Annotated in this window: 15 protein-coding genes; all 15 read right to left on the bottom strand. The window is 68.9% G+C overall.

The window, feature by feature from the left end:
• Window positions 1–7: 7 nt before the first annotated feature.
• Window positions 8–1,303, bottom strand: a complete 1,296-nt coding sequence (locus VHC63_04370; GenBank protein HVV35815.1) for a M50 family metallopeptidase — start codon at window positions 1,301–1,303, stop codon at window positions 8–10.
• A complete protein-coding gene (locus tag VHC63_04365) occupies window positions 1,300–2,442 on the bottom strand; it encodes a 1-deoxy-D-xylulose-5-phosphate reductoisomerase (protein ID HVV35814.1) in 1,143 nt (380 codons plus the stop codon). Before VHC63_04365 ends, VHC63_04370 begins: the two co-directional genes overlap by 4 nt.
• Before the next feature lie 25 nt (window positions 2,443–2,467).
• Complete coding sequence (locus tag VHC63_04360) at window positions 2,468–4,012, bottom strand: phosphatidate cytidylyltransferase (GenBank protein HVV35813.1); 1,545 nt, start codon at window positions 4,010–4,012, stop codon at window positions 2,468–2,470.
• 21 nt (window positions 4,013–4,033) lie between these two features.
• Complete coding sequence (gene frr / locus VHC63_04355; GenBank protein ID HVV35812.1) at window positions 4,034–4,606, bottom strand: ribosome recycling factor; 573 nt, start codon at window positions 4,604–4,606, stop codon at window positions 4,034–4,036.
• A complete protein-coding gene (gene pyrH / locus VHC63_04350; protein ID HVV35811.1) occupies window positions 4,596–5,363 on the bottom strand; it encodes a UMP kinase in 768 nt (255 codons plus the stop codon). The genes frr and pyrH overlap by 11 nt, the downstream gene beginning before the upstream one ends.
• A 10-nt stretch (window positions 5,364–5,373) precedes the next feature.
• Complete coding sequence (tsf, locus tag VHC63_04345) at window positions 5,374–6,174, bottom strand: translation elongation factor Ts (GenBank protein HVV35810.1); 801 nt, start codon at window positions 6,172–6,174, stop codon at window positions 5,374–5,376.
• Window positions 6,174–7,097: a 30S ribosomal protein S2 gene (rpsB, locus tag VHC63_04340; GenBank protein HVV35809.1), complete on the bottom strand. Its 924-nt coding sequence runs from the start codon at window positions 7,095–7,097 to the stop codon at window positions 6,174–6,176. Before rpsB ends, tsf begins: the two co-directional genes overlap by 1 nt.
• A 130-nt stretch (window positions 7,098–7,227) precedes the next feature.
• Window positions 7,228–8,379 (bottom strand): PQQ-binding-like beta-propeller repeat protein, encoded by a 1,152-nt coding sequence (locus VHC63_04335; protein HVV35808.1) that lies wholly within the window; start codon window positions 8,377–8,379, stop codon window positions 7,228–7,230.
• Window positions 8,380–8,393: 14 nt separating this feature from the next.
• Window positions 8,394–10,163: a peptidoglycan DD-metalloendopeptidase family protein gene (locus tag VHC63_04330; GenBank protein ID HVV35807.1), complete on the bottom strand. Its 1,770-nt coding sequence runs from the start codon at window positions 10,161–10,163 to the stop codon at window positions 8,394–8,396.
• Window positions 10,164–10,247: 84 nt separating this feature from the next.
• Window positions 10,248–11,123 (bottom strand): DNA-processing protein DprA, encoded by an 876-nt coding sequence (gene dprA / locus VHC63_04325; protein ID HVV35806.1) that lies wholly within the window; start codon window positions 11,121–11,123, stop codon window positions 10,248–10,250.
• Window positions 11,120–12,631, bottom strand: a complete 1,512-nt coding sequence (locus VHC63_04320) for a YifB family Mg chelatase-like AAA ATPase (GenBank protein ID HVV35805.1) — start codon at window positions 12,629–12,631, stop codon at window positions 11,120–11,122. Before VHC63_04320 ends, dprA begins: the two co-directional genes overlap by 4 nt.
• Before the next feature lie 83 nt (window positions 12,632–12,714).
• Window positions 12,715–13,491 carry an enoyl-CoA hydratase gene (locus VHC63_04315; GenBank protein ID HVV35804.1) on the bottom strand — a complete coding sequence of 259 codons (777 nt, stop codon included), beginning with the start codon at window positions 13,489–13,491 and terminating at the stop codon, window positions 12,715–12,717.
• 314 nt (window positions 13,492–13,805) lie between these two features.
• Window positions 13,806–14,150, bottom strand: a complete 345-nt coding sequence (locus tag VHC63_04310; protein HVV35803.1) for a YraN family protein — start codon at window positions 14,148–14,150, stop codon at window positions 13,806–13,808.
• Window positions 14,150–14,449: a DUF2469 family protein gene (locus VHC63_04305; GenBank protein ID HVV35802.1), complete on the bottom strand. Its 300-nt coding sequence runs from the start codon at window positions 14,447–14,449 to the stop codon at window positions 14,150–14,152. Before VHC63_04305 ends, VHC63_04310 begins: the two co-directional genes overlap by 1 nt.
• A 34-nt stretch (window positions 14,450–14,483) precedes the next feature.
• Window positions 14,484–15,656: signal peptidase I (lepB, locus tag VHC63_04300; protein ID HVV35801.1), on the bottom strand; the 1,173-nt coding region annotated here is incomplete at its 5' end.

Raw genomic sequence — 15,656 nt, 5'->3', positions numbered from 1 at the left:
GAGTGGATTATCCCAGCTTGAACGGGTGCACGATGTCGAGCCACAGCGCGCTGAGGCTCAGCAGTGCGAGCGCCACCACCACGACGTAGGCGACGGGCAGCATCTTGTTCATGTCCATCGTGTGGCGGCGGCCCTTGATGCGCGACGCAATCTCCTCATAGGTCGCCACGGCGACGTGGCCACCGTCGAAGGGCGGCAGCGGCAGCATGTTGAAGATGCCGACGAACACGTTGATGGCGATGAGCAGGAACAGCGTCGAGCCGACGCCTTCCTTCGCCGAGGCGTTGGCGATGCGAGCGAGGCCGACGGGGCTGAGCAGACGGTTGCCGTCTTTCTTCGGGTCAGCCGGACCGGTCTCGGTCAGCTGCTTGCCGTAGTTCTTGACGTTCGACTTGCTGAACATCCCGACAAGGGCCTTGGCCGAGTCGACGGTGACGTGCTCGACCTCGGTGGCGCCGTGCCACATGGCGACCGGCAGCGGCTTGCGGACGGTCGCTTCCTTGGCCTCGATGCCGATGTGGCCCACGGCCGGCGCGCCCTGCGCGATCTCCGCAGCCGTGCGGGTGTCGGTCGGGGTGACGATGAAGTTGACGCGGCGCCCGGCGCGGTCGACGGTCACGTCGATCGAGCGACCCGCCGAGTTCTGGATCACCTTGGCGACCTTGTCGAAGTCGGTGCTCGACATCGGGGTGCCGTTGAGCGCCACGATCTTGTCGCCGGCGCGCATGCCCACCGCGTAGGCGGGTGAGAACGAGCCGTCGGTGTTGCGGTGAATCACGCGGTCGAGCGTGGTCGTGGTGGCCGCGACGCCGACGCCGGCGAGCAGCGCCACCATCAGCAGGTAAGCCATGAGGAAGTGGGTGACTGAGCCGGCGACGGCGAAGCGGACACGCTGGAAGTAGCTCTTGGCCCGGTAGGTGCGCGACTCGTCTTCGGGCGCCACCTCTTCGAGGTTGTTCATGCCGATGACTCGGACGTAGCCGCCCGCGGGCAGCGCCCGCACGCCGTAGCGGGTCTCGCCCTTCTGCACTGACCACAGCACGGGGCCGAAGCCGACGAAGAAGTCGGTGACCTTCATGCCGGCCCAGCGCGCCGTAATGAAGTGACCGAACTCGTGCATCATGATCATCGCCAGGATGGCGACTACCACCAGCACGCCGCCGCCGATGTGCAGCGCGATGCTCAGCGCCGTCAGCAGCGCCACGATGATGCCGAGACGCATCAGCCCCTGCGCGTCGACGCCGTTTGACGGTGGATTCGTCGTGTCGACATCGGATTCGGGCCGGCTGTGCGTGGCTGTCATTGGTTTTTCCTCGCCTGGATAGCTCGGCGTGCCAGTTGCCGAGCCTCAGCGTCGGCGTCCAGCACGTCAGAAACGGTACTGGGCGAATGGTTCGGTGCCGCCGCGAGGACCTCCTGTATGACTGCACAGATCGCCACCCATGGGATCTGACCGTGCAAAAAGGCATCAACGGCCTCTTCGTTCGCGGCGCTCAGCCAGGTCGGGGCGACACCACCGCGGCGTCCCGCTTCGTAGGCGAGACCGAGTGCGGGAAAGGCGTCGCGGTCGGGCGCTTCGAAGTCGAGGCGGCGGGTGACGCTCCAGTCGAGCGCACCGAACGGCGTCGGCAAGCGGTCCGGCATCCCCATCGCATAGCCAATCGGCAGGCGCATGTCGGGATCCGAGAGTTGGGCGATCGTCGATCCGTCGCGGAAGGTCACCATCGAGTGCACGATCGACTGGGGGTGGACCACCACGTCGATCTGGTCGTACCCGATGCCGAACAGCTCGTGCGCTTCGATCACTTCCAGGCCCTTGTTCATCAGCGTGGACGAGTCAACCGTGATCTTGGGACCCATGTTCCACGTGGGGTGCGCCAGGGCGTCGTCGATAGTGACGGCTTCGAGCTCGGCCGGCGTGCGGCCGCGGAAGGGTCCGCCGCTGGCGGTGAGGACGAGCTTGGCCACTTCGGTTGCTTGTCCGGCGCGGAGGCACTGATGGATGGCGCCGTGTTCGGAGTCGACGGGGACAAGTTCGGCACCGGGCGTCCGCCGCGCCTTCTGCACGACGGGACCGGCCGCGATCAGCGACTCCTTGTTGGCCAGCGCCAGGCGCTTGCCGGCTTCGAGGGCGGCGAGTGTCACCGGCAGGCCAGCGAAGCCGACGACGGCGTTGAGCACGACGTCGGCCGACGCGGCAGCCTCCGCCAAACCCTCGGTGCCGACGAGCACGCGCGCCGACACGTTGGCCCGCACCTCGTCGGCGACCGACGCGTCGCACACGACGACGGCCGGTTGGTAGCGCGCCGCTTGTTCGACGAGCGCGCCCACCGAGCGATGAGCCCCGAGGGCCACGACCCGGAACAGGTCCGGATTGCGCTCGACGACGTCAAGGGTCTGCGTGCCGATCGACCCGGTCGAGCCGAGTACGGCTACGTCCATGGTCAGGCGATGCGTCTTTGCATCGCTACGCGATGACGCGCAGCAGGTAGTACGCCGCCGGCAGGCAGAAGAGCAGCGCGTCGAAGCGGTCGAGCACGCCGCCGTGACCCGGCAGCAGGTGGCCCATGTCCTTGATGCCGAGGTCGCGCTTGATCATGGATTCGGCGAGGTCGCCCAGCGGGGCGACGAGCGACACGACGACCGCCAGCCACAGCGCCTTGCCGCCGTCCCAGGGATGCACGTGGGGGACGTAGGCGAGGATGAGCACCGTCACGACGATCGAGATCACCGCTCCGCCGATGACGCCCTCCACCGTCTTGTTGGGGCTGATCTCGGGCGCCAAGGGCCGGCTGCCCATGCGGCTGCCGACGAAGTACGCCCCGGTGTCGTTGGCGACCACCGCGATCACGACGCCGAGTACCAGCGCAACGCCGGTGTGGTCGTGCCCCTTGCCCACGCCGAGCAGCAGCGCGGCGTAACTGCCGAGCACACCGGTCCATACGAAGGCGAGGAGCGTCGTGGCGACATTCACCATCGGACGCGCGTGCACCACGCGTATCAGGTACCAGGCGAACGTGGCCGCGGTGACGAGCACCAGCGCCAGCGGCAGGGCGGTCTCGCCCTTCTGGTACGCACCAATCATGATCCCCAGCGTGCCCACGAGGCCGACGAGCGTTGCCGGCTGGTAGCCGGCGCGGCGGAACACGTCGTAGAGCTCGGCGGACGCCATCAAGACGACGGCGGTGGCCAGGATCATCGACCACGCCGGGCCGAGCTTGAACAGGATCAGAGCGACGGCGCCGAGGCCACCGGCAAGCAACAGCGCCGCTTGCAGGTCGCGGGGCGCGCCGGCCGCGGGACCCGGCGCCATGCGCCGACCGGCCGGGCCCGCACGGGTCGGGCGCGGCGGGCGAGGCCGGGGCGGCAGGCCGCCTCCCCCGCCGCCTCCGCCGACACCGGCGGGCTTGAGCGGGATGGGAGCGATCTCGTCGTCGACGCCCAAGTTGCCGAACGAGTCGGCGTCGTCATCGTCGTCGAAGTCGAACATCGAGCCGGTCCGGCTCTCGTCGAGCGCGCCGAGCGGGCGGTCGCCGCCCGCGAGGACGGACGCGTCGTCGTAGCCGGCGTCGTCCCAATCGTCGTGCTGGTCGCGCCACCGCGGCGCACCGCCGGAAAGCGCCGACCAGGCGGCGAGATCGTCGTCGTCGGTGGCCTCGGTGAGGTCGAGGTCGGCGTCGCTTTCCCCGAAGCGGCCACTCAGCACCGCCGGCACCTCGCCGGTAGGCGGCTCCGTCCAGTGAGGCAGGTTCGGCGGCGCCGCCGGCGTCGGCACGGCACTCAGCGTCGGATCGTTGTCGTCACGGGGGAACAGCGGGGTCTCGACCGGTGGTGCCGGCGACGGTTCACTGGCCCGGGCGAACTTCAGCGGTTCGGGAGGCGGAGCGGCGTCGCCGGCGCGCTGGGCCGACACGGCGGCCGCCGCCTCCTCGGCACCGAGAATGCGCACGCCCTCGGCGCGCGGCCGAGGAGCGTCGCCCTCTTCGTCGAAGTTGTCATCCCACTCGTCCATCGCTCCCCCTCTGTCGGGCGATCAGACCTCGAGCAGTTCCTGCTCTTTGGTCGCGAGCAGACGGTCGATGTCGGCGACCGCCTGCTGCGTGATCTTCTCGAGGTCTTTCTCGGCTCGATCGAGTTCGTCGCTCGTGATGTCGCCGTCCTTTTCCAGGTTCTCGAGGGCTTTGCGGGCGGCGCGGCGCTCGTTGCGCACCGCCACCCGGGCGTCCTCGGCCTTGGCGTGGACCAGCTTCACCATTTCCTTGCGTCGCTCCTGGGTCAGTTCCGGGAACGTGAGCCGGATGACGCTGCCGTCGCTGCTGGGCTGGATGCCCAGGTCAGAGTTGGTGATCGCCTTCTCGATCTCCTTGAGCGCGCCCTTGTCGAAGGGCGAGATCACGAGCAGCCGCGGCTCGGGCACGCTGAAGTTGGCGAGCTGCTGCAGCGGCGTCGGCGACCCGTAGTAGTCGACCCGGAGGTTCTCGACCATGGTCGAAGACGCCCGCCCGGTGCGCACCGTCGCGAAGTCGTGACTGGCGTGCGTGACCGTATGGGCCATCTTGTCCTTGCATTCGGCCAGCGTGAGGCCGATGAGCGAATCATCCTCCATTGGTAATGAGCGTACCTATGGAGTCACCCACAAGAGCGCGACGCACGTTGCCGGGGGTCATCACGTCGAAGACCAGGATGGGCAGGTCGTTGTCCTTGCAGAAGGTGATCGCGGTCAGATCCATGGCGCGAAGGTCCTGGTTGACGACCTCCATGAAGGACACTTCGTCGAGTTTCACGGCGTCGGGGTTGCGGCGCGGATCGGCCGAATAGACCCCGTCGACGCCGCCGTGGGTGCCCTTGAGCAGCACCCCCGCCTCGATCTCGACGGCGCGCAGCGCCGCGGGCGTGTCCGTGGTGAAGAACGGATTGCCCATCCCGGCGGCGAAAATGACGATGCGGCCCTTTTCGAGGTGCCGGATGGCGCGGCGCCGGATATACGGCTCCGCGATCTGGTCCATGCCGATGGCCGACTGGACCCGCACCTCAGCCCCCTTGCGCTCCAGGGCATCCTGAAGCGCCAGGGCGTTGATGACCGTGGCCAGCATGCCCATGTAGTCGGCCTGGGCGCGGTCCATCCCCTCGCCGGCGCCGATGGCGCCGCGCCAGATGTTGCCGCCGCCGACGACGACGGCGATCTCGATCCCGAGTTCCTCGCGCGCGTCGGCCAACTCACCGGCGATGCGGTCGACGATGTCCATGTCGATCGTGTCGACGGATGACGAGGAGGCGAACGCCTCACCTGAAAGCTTGAGAACGACCCGGTCCCACCGTGGTCCATCACTCTGGGACGCCTCGCTTCGCTCGGCTGGGGCCACGGTTATGTGTTTACTCGCCGATCAGGACTTGGGCGAACCGAACGATCTTGACGTCGCCCAGCGTCTGGGCGATCGACTGCTTCGGCTCCTTGGCAAAGGGCTGGTCCATCAAGACGCCCCCGGGCATGCGCTTGAACCAGCCGGTGAGCTTGCCCTCGACGATCTTGGCGACGGCGTTCTCCGGCTTGCCCTCGTTCAGCGTTTCCTTCTCGAGCTGCTCGCGTTCGGCGGCGACGAGCGCCGCGTCGACCTCGTCGCGCGTGACGGCACCCGGGCGGCTGAACGCCGCGGTGAGGGCGATGTCGTGGGCGAGTTCGGTGGTACCGCCGTCGAGCTCGATGAGGATGCCGTTGACACCGCGACCGTTCTGGATGTGAAGGTAGGTGTCGAGCACGTGGCCTTCGGGCGCCTCGAAGCGCACGACCTGGCCGAGCTCGATGTTCTCCTTCAGCGTCACCTTCAGGTCGTCGATGGCGTCGCCGAGATCGGTGGTCGCCCCTTCGCCCTTGTCGACGACGGCCTGGGCCAGATCGTTGGCGAGGTTCACGAAGTCCGGCGACTTGGCGACGAAGTCGGTCTCGCACTTGAGCTGTACGAGGGCAGCGACGTTGCCGTTGCGGGCCATGGCGATGGCGCCCTCCGCGTTCTCGCGGTCGGAGCGCTCTGCGGCTTTGCCGAGGCCACGCTCACGCAGCCACAGGGCGGCCGCTTCGTGGTCGCCGTTGCTTTCTTCGAGGGCGCGCTTGGCGTCCATCATCCCGGCGCCGGTGGCCTGGCGCAGCGCCTGCACTTCTTTCGCGGAAATAGCCATTACGAGGGATCGGGTCCTTTGTCTGCGTTCACGTCTGCTTCGGATTCGGTGGGCGCCGCGGCCGGCGCCGCGTCGGGCTGCGCCGTTTGCGCGGCGAGGCGGGCCTCGCGCTCCTGGGCCTGGAGAGCCGCCTGGCGACGGGCTTCGGCCTGCTGCTGCGCGCGCCGAGCCTCTTCTTCTTCGCTGCGCTCGACCACGGAGGGGCCGGCCGCATCGGCGGCGGCGCGGGCGCGGCGGCTGGCGATGAAGCGGCCTTCCTCGACGGCCTCGGCGATCACGCGGCACAGCAGGTTGCCGGCGCGGATGGCGTCGTCGTTGCCGGGGATGACGTACTGGATGACGTCGGGGTCGCAGTTGGTGTCGACCACGGCGACAACCGGCAACTTGAGCTTGTTGGCCTCGGTGACGGCGAGGTGCTCCTTCTTCGTGTCGATGACGAAGATGGCGTCGGGGAGCCGGGAAAGGCCACGGATGCCGCCGAGGTTGCGCTGCAGCTTGACGAGCTCACGGCGCAGGATGAGAGCTTCCTTCTTCGGCATGTTGTCGAAGTCGCCGGCCGCGAGCATGCGCTCGTAGTCCTGCATCTTCTTGACCCGGGCCAGGATCGTCTGGAAGTTGGTGAGCATGCCGCCGAGCCAGCGCTCGTTGATGTAGGGCATGCCGCATTCCGAGGCGTAGCGGGCGACGGGGTCCTGCGTCTGCTTCTTGGTGCCGACGAAGAGGATCGTGCCGTTCTCCGACACGAGGTCACGCACGAACTCGTAGGCGACCGCCGTGCGCTCGAGCGTCTGGTTGAGGTCGATCAGGTAGATGCCGTTGCGCTCGCCGAGGATGAACCGCTTCATCTTCGGGTTCCAGCGCCGGGTCTGGTGACCGAAGTGGACTCCGGCCTCCAGCAGTTGCTTCATGGTGACAACAGCCACGTTTGTGTGCTCCTTGTTCGGTTGACGATCCGCAGGCGTCGCACCGAGCCAATCGTGTTGACCGTCGGTGACCGAATGTGCGCGTGCGGCAGGTGATGGTTTATGGATACGCCCAACGATTGAGCGGCCTTCAATGGTAGCGGACCGAATAAAGCAGCACGTAGTTCGGGCCTTTCGCGCCGGCCGTCGTCACCACGAGCCCCGCCCCCGGCAGGTCGGCGACCCCCCAACCGTCAGCGGGCGGCCGCAGGCGGAACGCGCCGCGGGGCGACGCCAGCCGCGGGCCGTGGCCGTCGAGCGGCAAGGCCACGAATTGGTCGGACAGCCACACCGGTGCGCCGAATTCGGCGGCGGTGTCAGCCCCTTTCACCGCCCACGTGCGGTGGCCGTCGTCAGGGCTATAGGCGCGCAGGCGACCCCAGTGGTCGGGGACGAGCAGTTCGTTGCCGTTGTCCGCGATGACCGGCACCTGGAACAACTCGCTCTGTTCGGCGGGCGACGACCATCGCGGCGTACCCGTGTGAGCGTCGACCGCGACCATTCGCTCGTTCGAGGCAACCGCGGCGACCAAGTCGAGGCCCTCGGGATACACGACCGGTGACGACGTGCCGTACACCCCCAGGTCGCCGCTCCACAGAGTCGAGCCCGTGATCGGATCGATCCCCCACCACTCGCCGACGCCGACGACGACCACCACGGGGTCGCCGCCGGCGGTCGCGCCGGCAGCCGGTTCGGAGGTGATCGCCGTCGGCAGCACCGTGCGCCACCGTTCCGCGCCCGTCGAGCGGTCGAGGCCGAGTGCAAGCCCATCAGCAGTCGTGACCACCACGGTGTCGCCGACGACCGCCGGTCGGTTGGCCCGGTTCTCGTCGTCGCTCGCCGTCGTCGCCACCGACCACAACGGGCGACCGTCGGAACGGGCGAACGCGGCCACAGCACGCGCGGCCGCTACGAACACTGCATCGCCGTCGAGGCGTGGTGCGTCCGCCAACGCACCCGGAAGCGCGGCGCGCCAGTCGACCACGCCGTCGCGAGACACGGCGAGCACCTGCGACTCGCCCGCGGTGACGACGACCCCGGCTTGGTCGGTGGCGGGCAGACCGACGACGTCGCCGTCGATCGATACGCGCCAGCGCTCTTCGACGGCGGGATGAATGCTGCGCGCCGCGACCACCGGGCGCACCCGTGGCCGCGGTGCCGACCGTTGCAGGGCGAACGCGGCGGTGACGAGCGCGACGAACACCAACGTGATGCCGATCGCAATAGTGCGCACGAGACGCATGGCGGGTCCTTTCTTCACGGGACGATTCCGCTGGCGCCGAAGCCGGCAATGTCTTCGCCGGTGGCAATGGCGGCGCCGGTAAAGGCGCGAGTCGCCGTGGCGACGGCGGGCTGACACGTCGGCGGGCGATCGGCGATTGCGAGTTCGACTTCGCGCCGCGCCGCCGGCGACTGCTTGATGCTGCTGTGACTGCCGGTGACGGGCGACGACGGCCGGGCGTCCACAATGACGTTGGTCGCGTTCGCCAACCGCGCCCGCACCGCTGGCACGGTGAGGTCCGCCGCCGACGCGATCGACGTGTACTGCACGTCGTCGCGCAACGGCCGGGCGTTGATCCGCTTGATGAAGTCCGATGTTTCCGAAAGCTCGGCCACGCCCGGTCCGGTGACGTCGAACCCTTTAAAGCCATGGTGCGCCAGTCGCCGAATGGCCCGACCCTCGACCGACCACCGCATCCAGGCGGCAGCCGTGGCGCCATCGGCGCCGTGGTGCGGCGTCGCCAGCGTTACCACGTGGTCGATCGTGGGCATTTCGTGGCCGGGCCCGTCGTAGTCGTGTGCCAGGGCTTCACGCACGATCAGCCCGCCTTGGCTGTGGGCGATGAGATCGACCTGTGCCCCGGGGTGGTCTTTCGCGATCTGGTCGAGCAGGTCGCGCAGGTGACGGGCGTCGTTCTCCAGCGGCTGCGTCGTGTCACGCGGCTTGTACGGCGCCGGGTCGCGACCGCCGCGGTACGAGAAGTCGTAGACGTTCTGCGGCCAGTAGCCCAGTGCAGTCGAGTCCAGCTCGCGCGACAGGTTCTCGGGCGCGTGGGGACCACTCGAGTGCGAGCCCAGCCCGGCGACGAACACCGCGATCCGGTTCTGCGGCGCGACGATCGGGGGCGGGTCGACGTCGGTAGGCGTGCACGGCTGCGCCCACGCCTCGATGATGTCGGCGAGCGCGGCGGCGAGCGCGGCGAAGGGTCCGGCCCACTCTCCGAGGTTCACGACTCGGTCGAGGAGACCGATGAGAGGTTGCGCCGAGTCGTGCATCAGATCGAACGTCCCGGCGCGGACCTGGCCGGCAACGGCGACGATTTGATGGCCGAAGCGCGCCAGCGCGTCGCGCGCCGAGCCCGACGCGGAGCCGGCTGCGGCGACGGCGGCGCGCCCCACGCTCTCGAGCGCGTCGGCCATCTGCGTGACGGTCGTGGATCCCACCGCGACGCCGGGCTTCATCCAGTCGTAGGCGCTGGCGCTGACGGCGCCGAAGTGGTCGACGACGGACTGTGCCAGCGCCCACCCGTCGCGATGGGCGCCTTGTTCGCTGAACTCGCCGTCCGGTACGAGATGCACGCGCGCCGGGCCGCTGGCGATCAAGATCGCAGGGTCGACGTAGGCGTCGCCGATACGCGCGCCGAAATGAAACGTGTCGTTGGTCGTGCCGAGCGCGTCGCCTTGGCGCAGCACCTGACCGACCCGCACCGTGATCGAGCGCAGGAACGAGTAGCTGGTACGCACGCCGTCGCTGTGTTGGATGACGACGTGCAGCTGTCCGCCGACCTGGCCGGCGAAGGTGACGCGACCGGGGGCCGACGCGCGGGCGCCGTCGCCGGGGTTGGTCTTGTATTCGAGGCCGCGGTTGCCGGCGCCGTATTGCGTCGACGGAGGGCGGAAGGGATCGGTTACAGGGCCGCTGACCGGTGCCACATACGTGACGGGCGCGGCGGAGGCTGGGGGCGCGAACCCAGCGAGGACGGCGATGGCCGCAGCCATCGCCAGCGCCGCAGCAAAGCGGCGCACGGGCATGCTCCTTGGTCACGGGAAGACCGAGGGGGAAGCGGTTGGCCGAACGTAGCGATCACTCCCGGCCGCCGAAAGAGGCAATTACCGGCGCGTCGGCATGCGGTGCCACCACCCTCCCCCACCTTCGGCTTGGCGCGCCGCCGCCAGTTCCTGCAGCGCGACCAGCACCTCACCACGGGTGAACCCCGAAGCCTCGATCAGGGCATCGGTCGGCATCGGCACGAAGTCGAGGACGTCGAGCACCGCGCGCGCCCGCGCCGACAGCCGACTCCGGCGCGGCGCGGGCAACTCGAATGAGCGGCGTGAGGTCTCGAGTCCGAGCGCCAGCAGGACGTCGTCGGTACACGTCACGGGCGGTACGCCGTCGACGAGCAGGCGGTTCGTCCCGTCGGAGGTGACCGCACCCACCGGGCCCGGCACCGCCATCACGTTGATGCCCCGCGCCAGCGCGGCGTCGACGGTGTGCATCGAACCCCCCTTTGCCGACGACTCGACGACCACGACTATTTCGGAGAGCGCGGCGATGATGCGGTTGCGGCGCGGGAAGCCCCACTGCGTTGGCCGCGTGTGCGGTGGTTCTTCGGACACGAGTAGGCCGCTGCGGGCGACGCGGTCCCACAACGAACGATGGCGACGCGGATAGACGACGTCGAGGCCGGTGGCAACGACGCCGATGGGGACACCCCGCGCGTCGAGCACACCTTCGTGCGCGGCGCCGTCGATGCCGATGGCCAACCCTGACACGACGGCCACACCGGCCTCGGCCAACTCCGTGCCGAGACGGCGCGCGAACGTGCGCCCGTACGCCGTGCAGTTGCGGGTGCCGACGATGGCGACGCGCCGCAGCTCGAGGGCGGAGGGGTCGCCGCGCACGTACAACTGCTGCGGTGGATCGGGATCGGCGGCCAGTGCGCCGGGCAACCGCGGGTCATCGCGCGACCACACGTCGTCGCTCATGACAGCGACCGCAGTTCGGTGAAGTCATGGCGCATTTCGAGCGCCGTGGCGACGTCTTCCTCGTTGAGTTGGCCCTCGCGACCGTCGAGGTCGGCCAGCGTGCGCGCCACGCGCCGAATGCGCGTGAGACCGCGGGCGCTGAGGGAACCGGCGCGTAGGCGGAACTCGAGGAGTCGCTTGGCATCGGGGTGCAGCGCGGCGAATCGCGCCAGGCCGTCGTCGGTCAACTCCGCGTTGGTGCCGCCGCTGCGGGCGTACGCCAACGCCCGCACCGCGGCCACGCGTGCCGCAACGCTCGCGGTGGGTTCACCTTTCTCGTCGGCGATCAGCTGTTTGGGCTCTGGGCGGTGAATCGCCAAGCGAATGTCGAATCGATCGATCAGCGGCCCCGACAGGCGACGCTGATACCGCGTCAACGCCTGCTCGTTGCATCGGCAGGCGTCGAGTACGCCGCCGGCACCGCACGGGCACGGGTTCATCGCGGCGATCAACAAGAACCGGGCGGGAAACGTGACCGAGCCTGCGGCGCGCGTTACGCGGATGACGCCCTCTTCGAGCGGCTGGCGCAGCGCTTCGAGCACGGACGTCGAGAATTCGGCCAGTTCGTCCATGAACAGCACACCACCGGTGGCGCAGCTGATCTCGCCCGGCCGCAGACGCGCCCCGCCGCCTCCGACGATGCCGGCCGTCGACGCGCTGTGGTGCGGCGCGCGAAATGGTGGGCGGGTGATCAACCCCTCGGGCGGCAGCTCCAGCCCTGCGGCCGAATGCGCCCGCGTGGTTTCGAGGGCTTGCTCGGTGGTGAGGGGCGGCAACAACCCGATGAGACGACGCGCCAGCATCGTCTTGCCGGCGCCCGGCGGGCCGAGGAGCAACGTGTGATGCCCACCGGCGGCCGCGACCTCGATGGCGTGGCGCCCAAGCTGTTGGCCGCGGATGTCGGCCATGTCGGGGATGGGCACGCAGAAGCGCGCTGCCCGAGCGGGCGGCGCATCGGGCCACGGCGCGTCGCCGCGCAATGCGTCGACGAGTTCGCGCAGGTGCCCCACGCTGCGCACTGGGCGGTCGGGCAGGACCGAGGCTTCGGCGGCCGCTTCGTGGGCCACGACCACGACTGGGCCGGCCAGCGCGGGCGCCATGCACACCACGCCGGGTACACGGCGCACCCGCCCGTCGAGGCCGAGCTCGCCGATGAAGCCGATACCGTCGAGCGCTTCGAGGGGAACGTCGCCCGATGCCGCCAGCACACCGACGGCGATCGCCAGGTCGAGGCCCGCGCCCGTCTTGCGTAGCCCCGACGGCGCGAGGTTGACGGTGATGCGCTTTTGGGGCCACGAGAACCCCGACGACAGCACCGCGGCACGTACGCGGTCGCGCGACTCGCGACACGCCGTGTCGGGAAGACCGACGATGGTGAAGCCGGGAAGCCCGACCGATACGTGCACTTCGACGCGCACGGGAAGACCGTCGACGCCGAGCAGCGTCGCTGATGGGATTGCGGCAAGCACGGCCGACTCCTCACGGGAGGCGGACTACCTAGGACGGCCGAAACCGCGATACGTCCCGCACAGTAGCGAGACGGTGTAACGCCTTAGCGGCCCTTGAAAACCGGCGTGTCCTTTTGCAGGAACGCCCGCACCGCCTCGCGGAAATCGTCGGTCTTCATGTTGACCGACTGCGCCCACCCCTCGTCTTCGAGCGCCTTGTCCATCGTGTTCAGGAACGAGCTGTTGAGCTGGTTCTTGATCGCGGAGAGCTGGATCGGCGGCAGATGCGACAGGCGCGTTGCCCACTCGCCGACGAACTTGTCGAGCTGGTCGTCGGGCACGACGTGGTTGACGATGCCGATGCGCTCGGCCTCGGCCGAGCTGATGACGTCGCCGAAGAACGCCAGCTCCTTGGCCTTGTGCAGGCCGATGAGGCGCGGCAGCAGCCACGAGCCGCCGCCGTCGATAGCCAGGCCGCGGCGCACGAAAATCTCCGAGAAGCGCGCCGACTCACCGGCGACGATCAGGTCGCAGCCGAGCGCCAGGTTGCAGCCGACACCGACGGCGACGCCGGGCACCTTGGCGATCGTCGGCTTGATGACGCGGTGCAGCGCCAGGCAGCACTCCGTGGCGAGGCGCATCCCGTCGAGGCCGGTCGACTCGTCGGCGCCCCCGGCGCCGGGCGACAGGTCGGCGCCGGAGCAAAAGTCGCCGCCGGCGCCGGTCAGCACGAGCACGCGGTCGTCCTTCGACGCGCTCACCTCGCGAAAGGTGGCGGTGAGCTCATGCCACATCTGGGTGACGACGGCGTTCTTGCGTTCCGGCCGGTTCATCGTCACCGTGACGATCCCGTCCGCCCGCGCGACTTCGATGGTCTCCATGCGCTCGGACGATACTTGGAGGTATGGGCCTCAACCCCTTCCGGGCGCAGAAGCGCCGCACGTCGGATTACGCGATGGTGATCGCGGCCTTCGTCGTGGTGATCCTGCTCGTGCTGTGGGCGCTGCTGGGTTGAGCGACGAGGACGACGACAACCTCGAAGTCGCCCTCGTCCACCCCTTCCAGGCGCGCAAGCAGTACCTCTGCCCCGGCTGCAACCAGGACATCGCCGTCGGCGTCGCTCATTTCGTGGTGGTACCGCTCGACGTGCCGGAGCAGCGCCGCCACTGGCACAAGGCGTGTTGGCACCAACGCACTAGAAGGCGGCCGGGATCACCTCGACGGCGTTCCCGATGATCGACACCACGTCGAAACGCACTTCGTCGTAGTACTCGCCGCGAGTCGCCAGCCACGTGGTCGCCAGTTGGCGCAGCTTGCGTTGCTTGGCGATTCCGACGGCGGCCGCCGGCACTCCGAAGCGGTCGCTCGCCCGTGTCTTCACCTCCGCGATGACGACCTGGGCGCCGCGCGTGGCGACGAGGTCGATCTCACCGATGTCGCAGCGCCAGTTGCGCGCCACCACGGTGAAGCCGTTGGCCTCGTACCACGCAGTCGCCAGGCGCTCGCCGCGCTTGCCCAGCGCGATGCCGCCGTGACTCACTACAGCTCCTTTTCGGGAAGCTCCTCGACGTTGACGTCTTTGAAGGTGACCACGCGCACCGACGATACGAAGCGGGCCGGGCGGTACATGTCCCACACCCAGGCGTCGGAGAGTTCGACTTCGATCCAGCCGCGATCGCCCTCGCCCATCGGTGTGAGCTTGACCTCGTTGGCCAGATAGAAGCGCCGTTCCGTCTCCACGACGTACTTGAACATCGGGAGCACCGCTCGGTACTCCTGGAACAGCTGCAGCTCGATCTCGGTTTCGTACCGTTCGAGATCTTCGGGTGAGCTACTCATCGTTACGGAGTGTACGACGGCGGTGTAACGCGACCTACAGGAACGAGATGTGGTCGAACGGCCACACCTTCACCATGGCGCGGCCGACGATCGTGTTGATCTTGATCTGGCCGAACACCCGACTGTCGGCCGAGCCGGTGCGGTTGTCGCCCATCACCCACAACTTGCCTTGCTGGACCTTGACCGGGGCGAAGTCGGACGTGACCACGCTCGGCTTCAGATAGGGCTCGATAAGGCGATGCCCGTTGATGTAGACGTGTCCGTGCTTGCCTTCGACGGTCTCGCCCGGCAAGCCGATGACGCGCTTGATGAACTCGTCGGTGGACGGCTGGACGATGCCGATGCCTTCGCCGACCTTGCGCAGCAACCCTTCGTCACCGTTGCCGTTCGACGCACCCGGGCGCGGGTCGTCGAACACGATGATGTCGCCGCGCCGCGGGTCATGTGCCTTGTAGGCCAGTTTGGTGACGACGACGCGGTCGTTGATCTGCAGCTGCGGCAGCATCGAACCCGACGGGATGTAATACGCCTGCGCCAGGAACGTCTTGACCAAGAACGCGATAACCGCGGCGACGACGAGCAGGACGGGAATCTCGGCGAGGGTGCGGGCGATCGACGCCGGCGGCTTCGGCTCCGCCGCTGCCTTGGGCATCGGGCGCACGAGGGTCGCGCGGAGGTCCTCGACGCTCGAGGTGGCGGTGACCGCCGGCAGGACCGGCTCCTCCGGTTCGGGGGTGTCGTTCTCGACGAGGAAGTAGGGCAGCGCGGTGTCGCCGAGGTTGCGTTGCCAGGTGGGCGGCTCCGCGTCGGCTTCGTCCGCTTCGGCTTCCAGCGGCTCGGCTTCGACCGGCTCCGCTTCGACCGGCTCGGTCTCCGTCTCCGCGTGCAGTGCCAACTCCGGCTCGGGCTCGGGCTCGGGCTCGGCTTCGTCGGACTCCGTGGCGAACTCGTGGATGCGGGCGCGCAGGTCGGCGGGCTCGAAGCGGGGCGCCTCGGGCGCTTCGTCTTCGTCGGCTTCGCCTGCGTCGGCTTCTTCGTGCGTTCCCGACGGCGCCGTGCCAGCGGCGGTCGCGGCGAGCACGACAGCGTCGGCGTCCGACGCCGGTTCCCCGAGCGCGTCCTCGTCCGCCGTGAGCGTCGGCGCGGCCGGCTCGGGGTGCGCCGACAGTTGCTCGACGGCGGCGACCGCGGCGGCAATGTCGAGCAC

Source organism: Acidimicrobiales bacterium (assembly GCA_035546775.1).
Classification (GTDB): domain Bacteria; phylum Actinomycetota; class Acidimicrobiia; order Acidimicrobiales; family JACCXE01; genus JACCXE01.
This window is presented reverse-complemented; position numbering and strand designations above follow the sequence as displayed.

Coding starts and splice junctions, on each gene's coding strand:
- VHC63_04305 (HVV35802.1), bottom strand. CDS start 14,449: ATGAGTAGCTCACCCGAAGATCTCGAACGGTACGAAACCGAGATCGAG.
- VHC63_04365 (HVV35814.1), bottom strand. CDS start 2,442: ATGGACGTAGCCGTACTCGGCTCGACCGGGTCGATCGGCACGCAGACC.
- VHC63_04370 (HVV35815.1), bottom strand. CDS start 1,303: ATGACAGCCACGCACAGCCGGCCCGAATCCGATGTCGACACGACGAAT.
- VHC63_04335 (HVV35808.1), bottom strand. CDS start 8,379: ATGCGTCTCGTGCGCACTATTGCGATCGGCATCACGTTGGTGTTCGTC.
- frr (HVV35812.1), bottom strand. CDS start 4,606: ATGGAGGATGATTCGCTCATCGGCCTCACGCTGGCCGAATGCAAGGAC.
- dprA (HVV35806.1), bottom strand. CDS start 11,123: ATGAGCGACGACGTGTGGTCGCGCGATGACCCGCGGTTGCCCGGCGCA.
- VHC63_04360 (HVV35813.1), bottom strand. CDS start 4,012: ATGGACGAGTGGGATGACAACTTCGACGAAGAGGGCGACGCTCCTCGG.
- VHC63_04315 (HVV35804.1), bottom strand. CDS start 13,491: ATGGAGACCATCGAAGTCGCGCGGGCGGACGGGATCGTCACGGTGACG.
- tsf (HVV35810.1), bottom strand. CDS start 6,174: ATGGCTATTTCCGCGAAAGAAGTGCAGGCGCTGCGCCAGGCCACCGGC.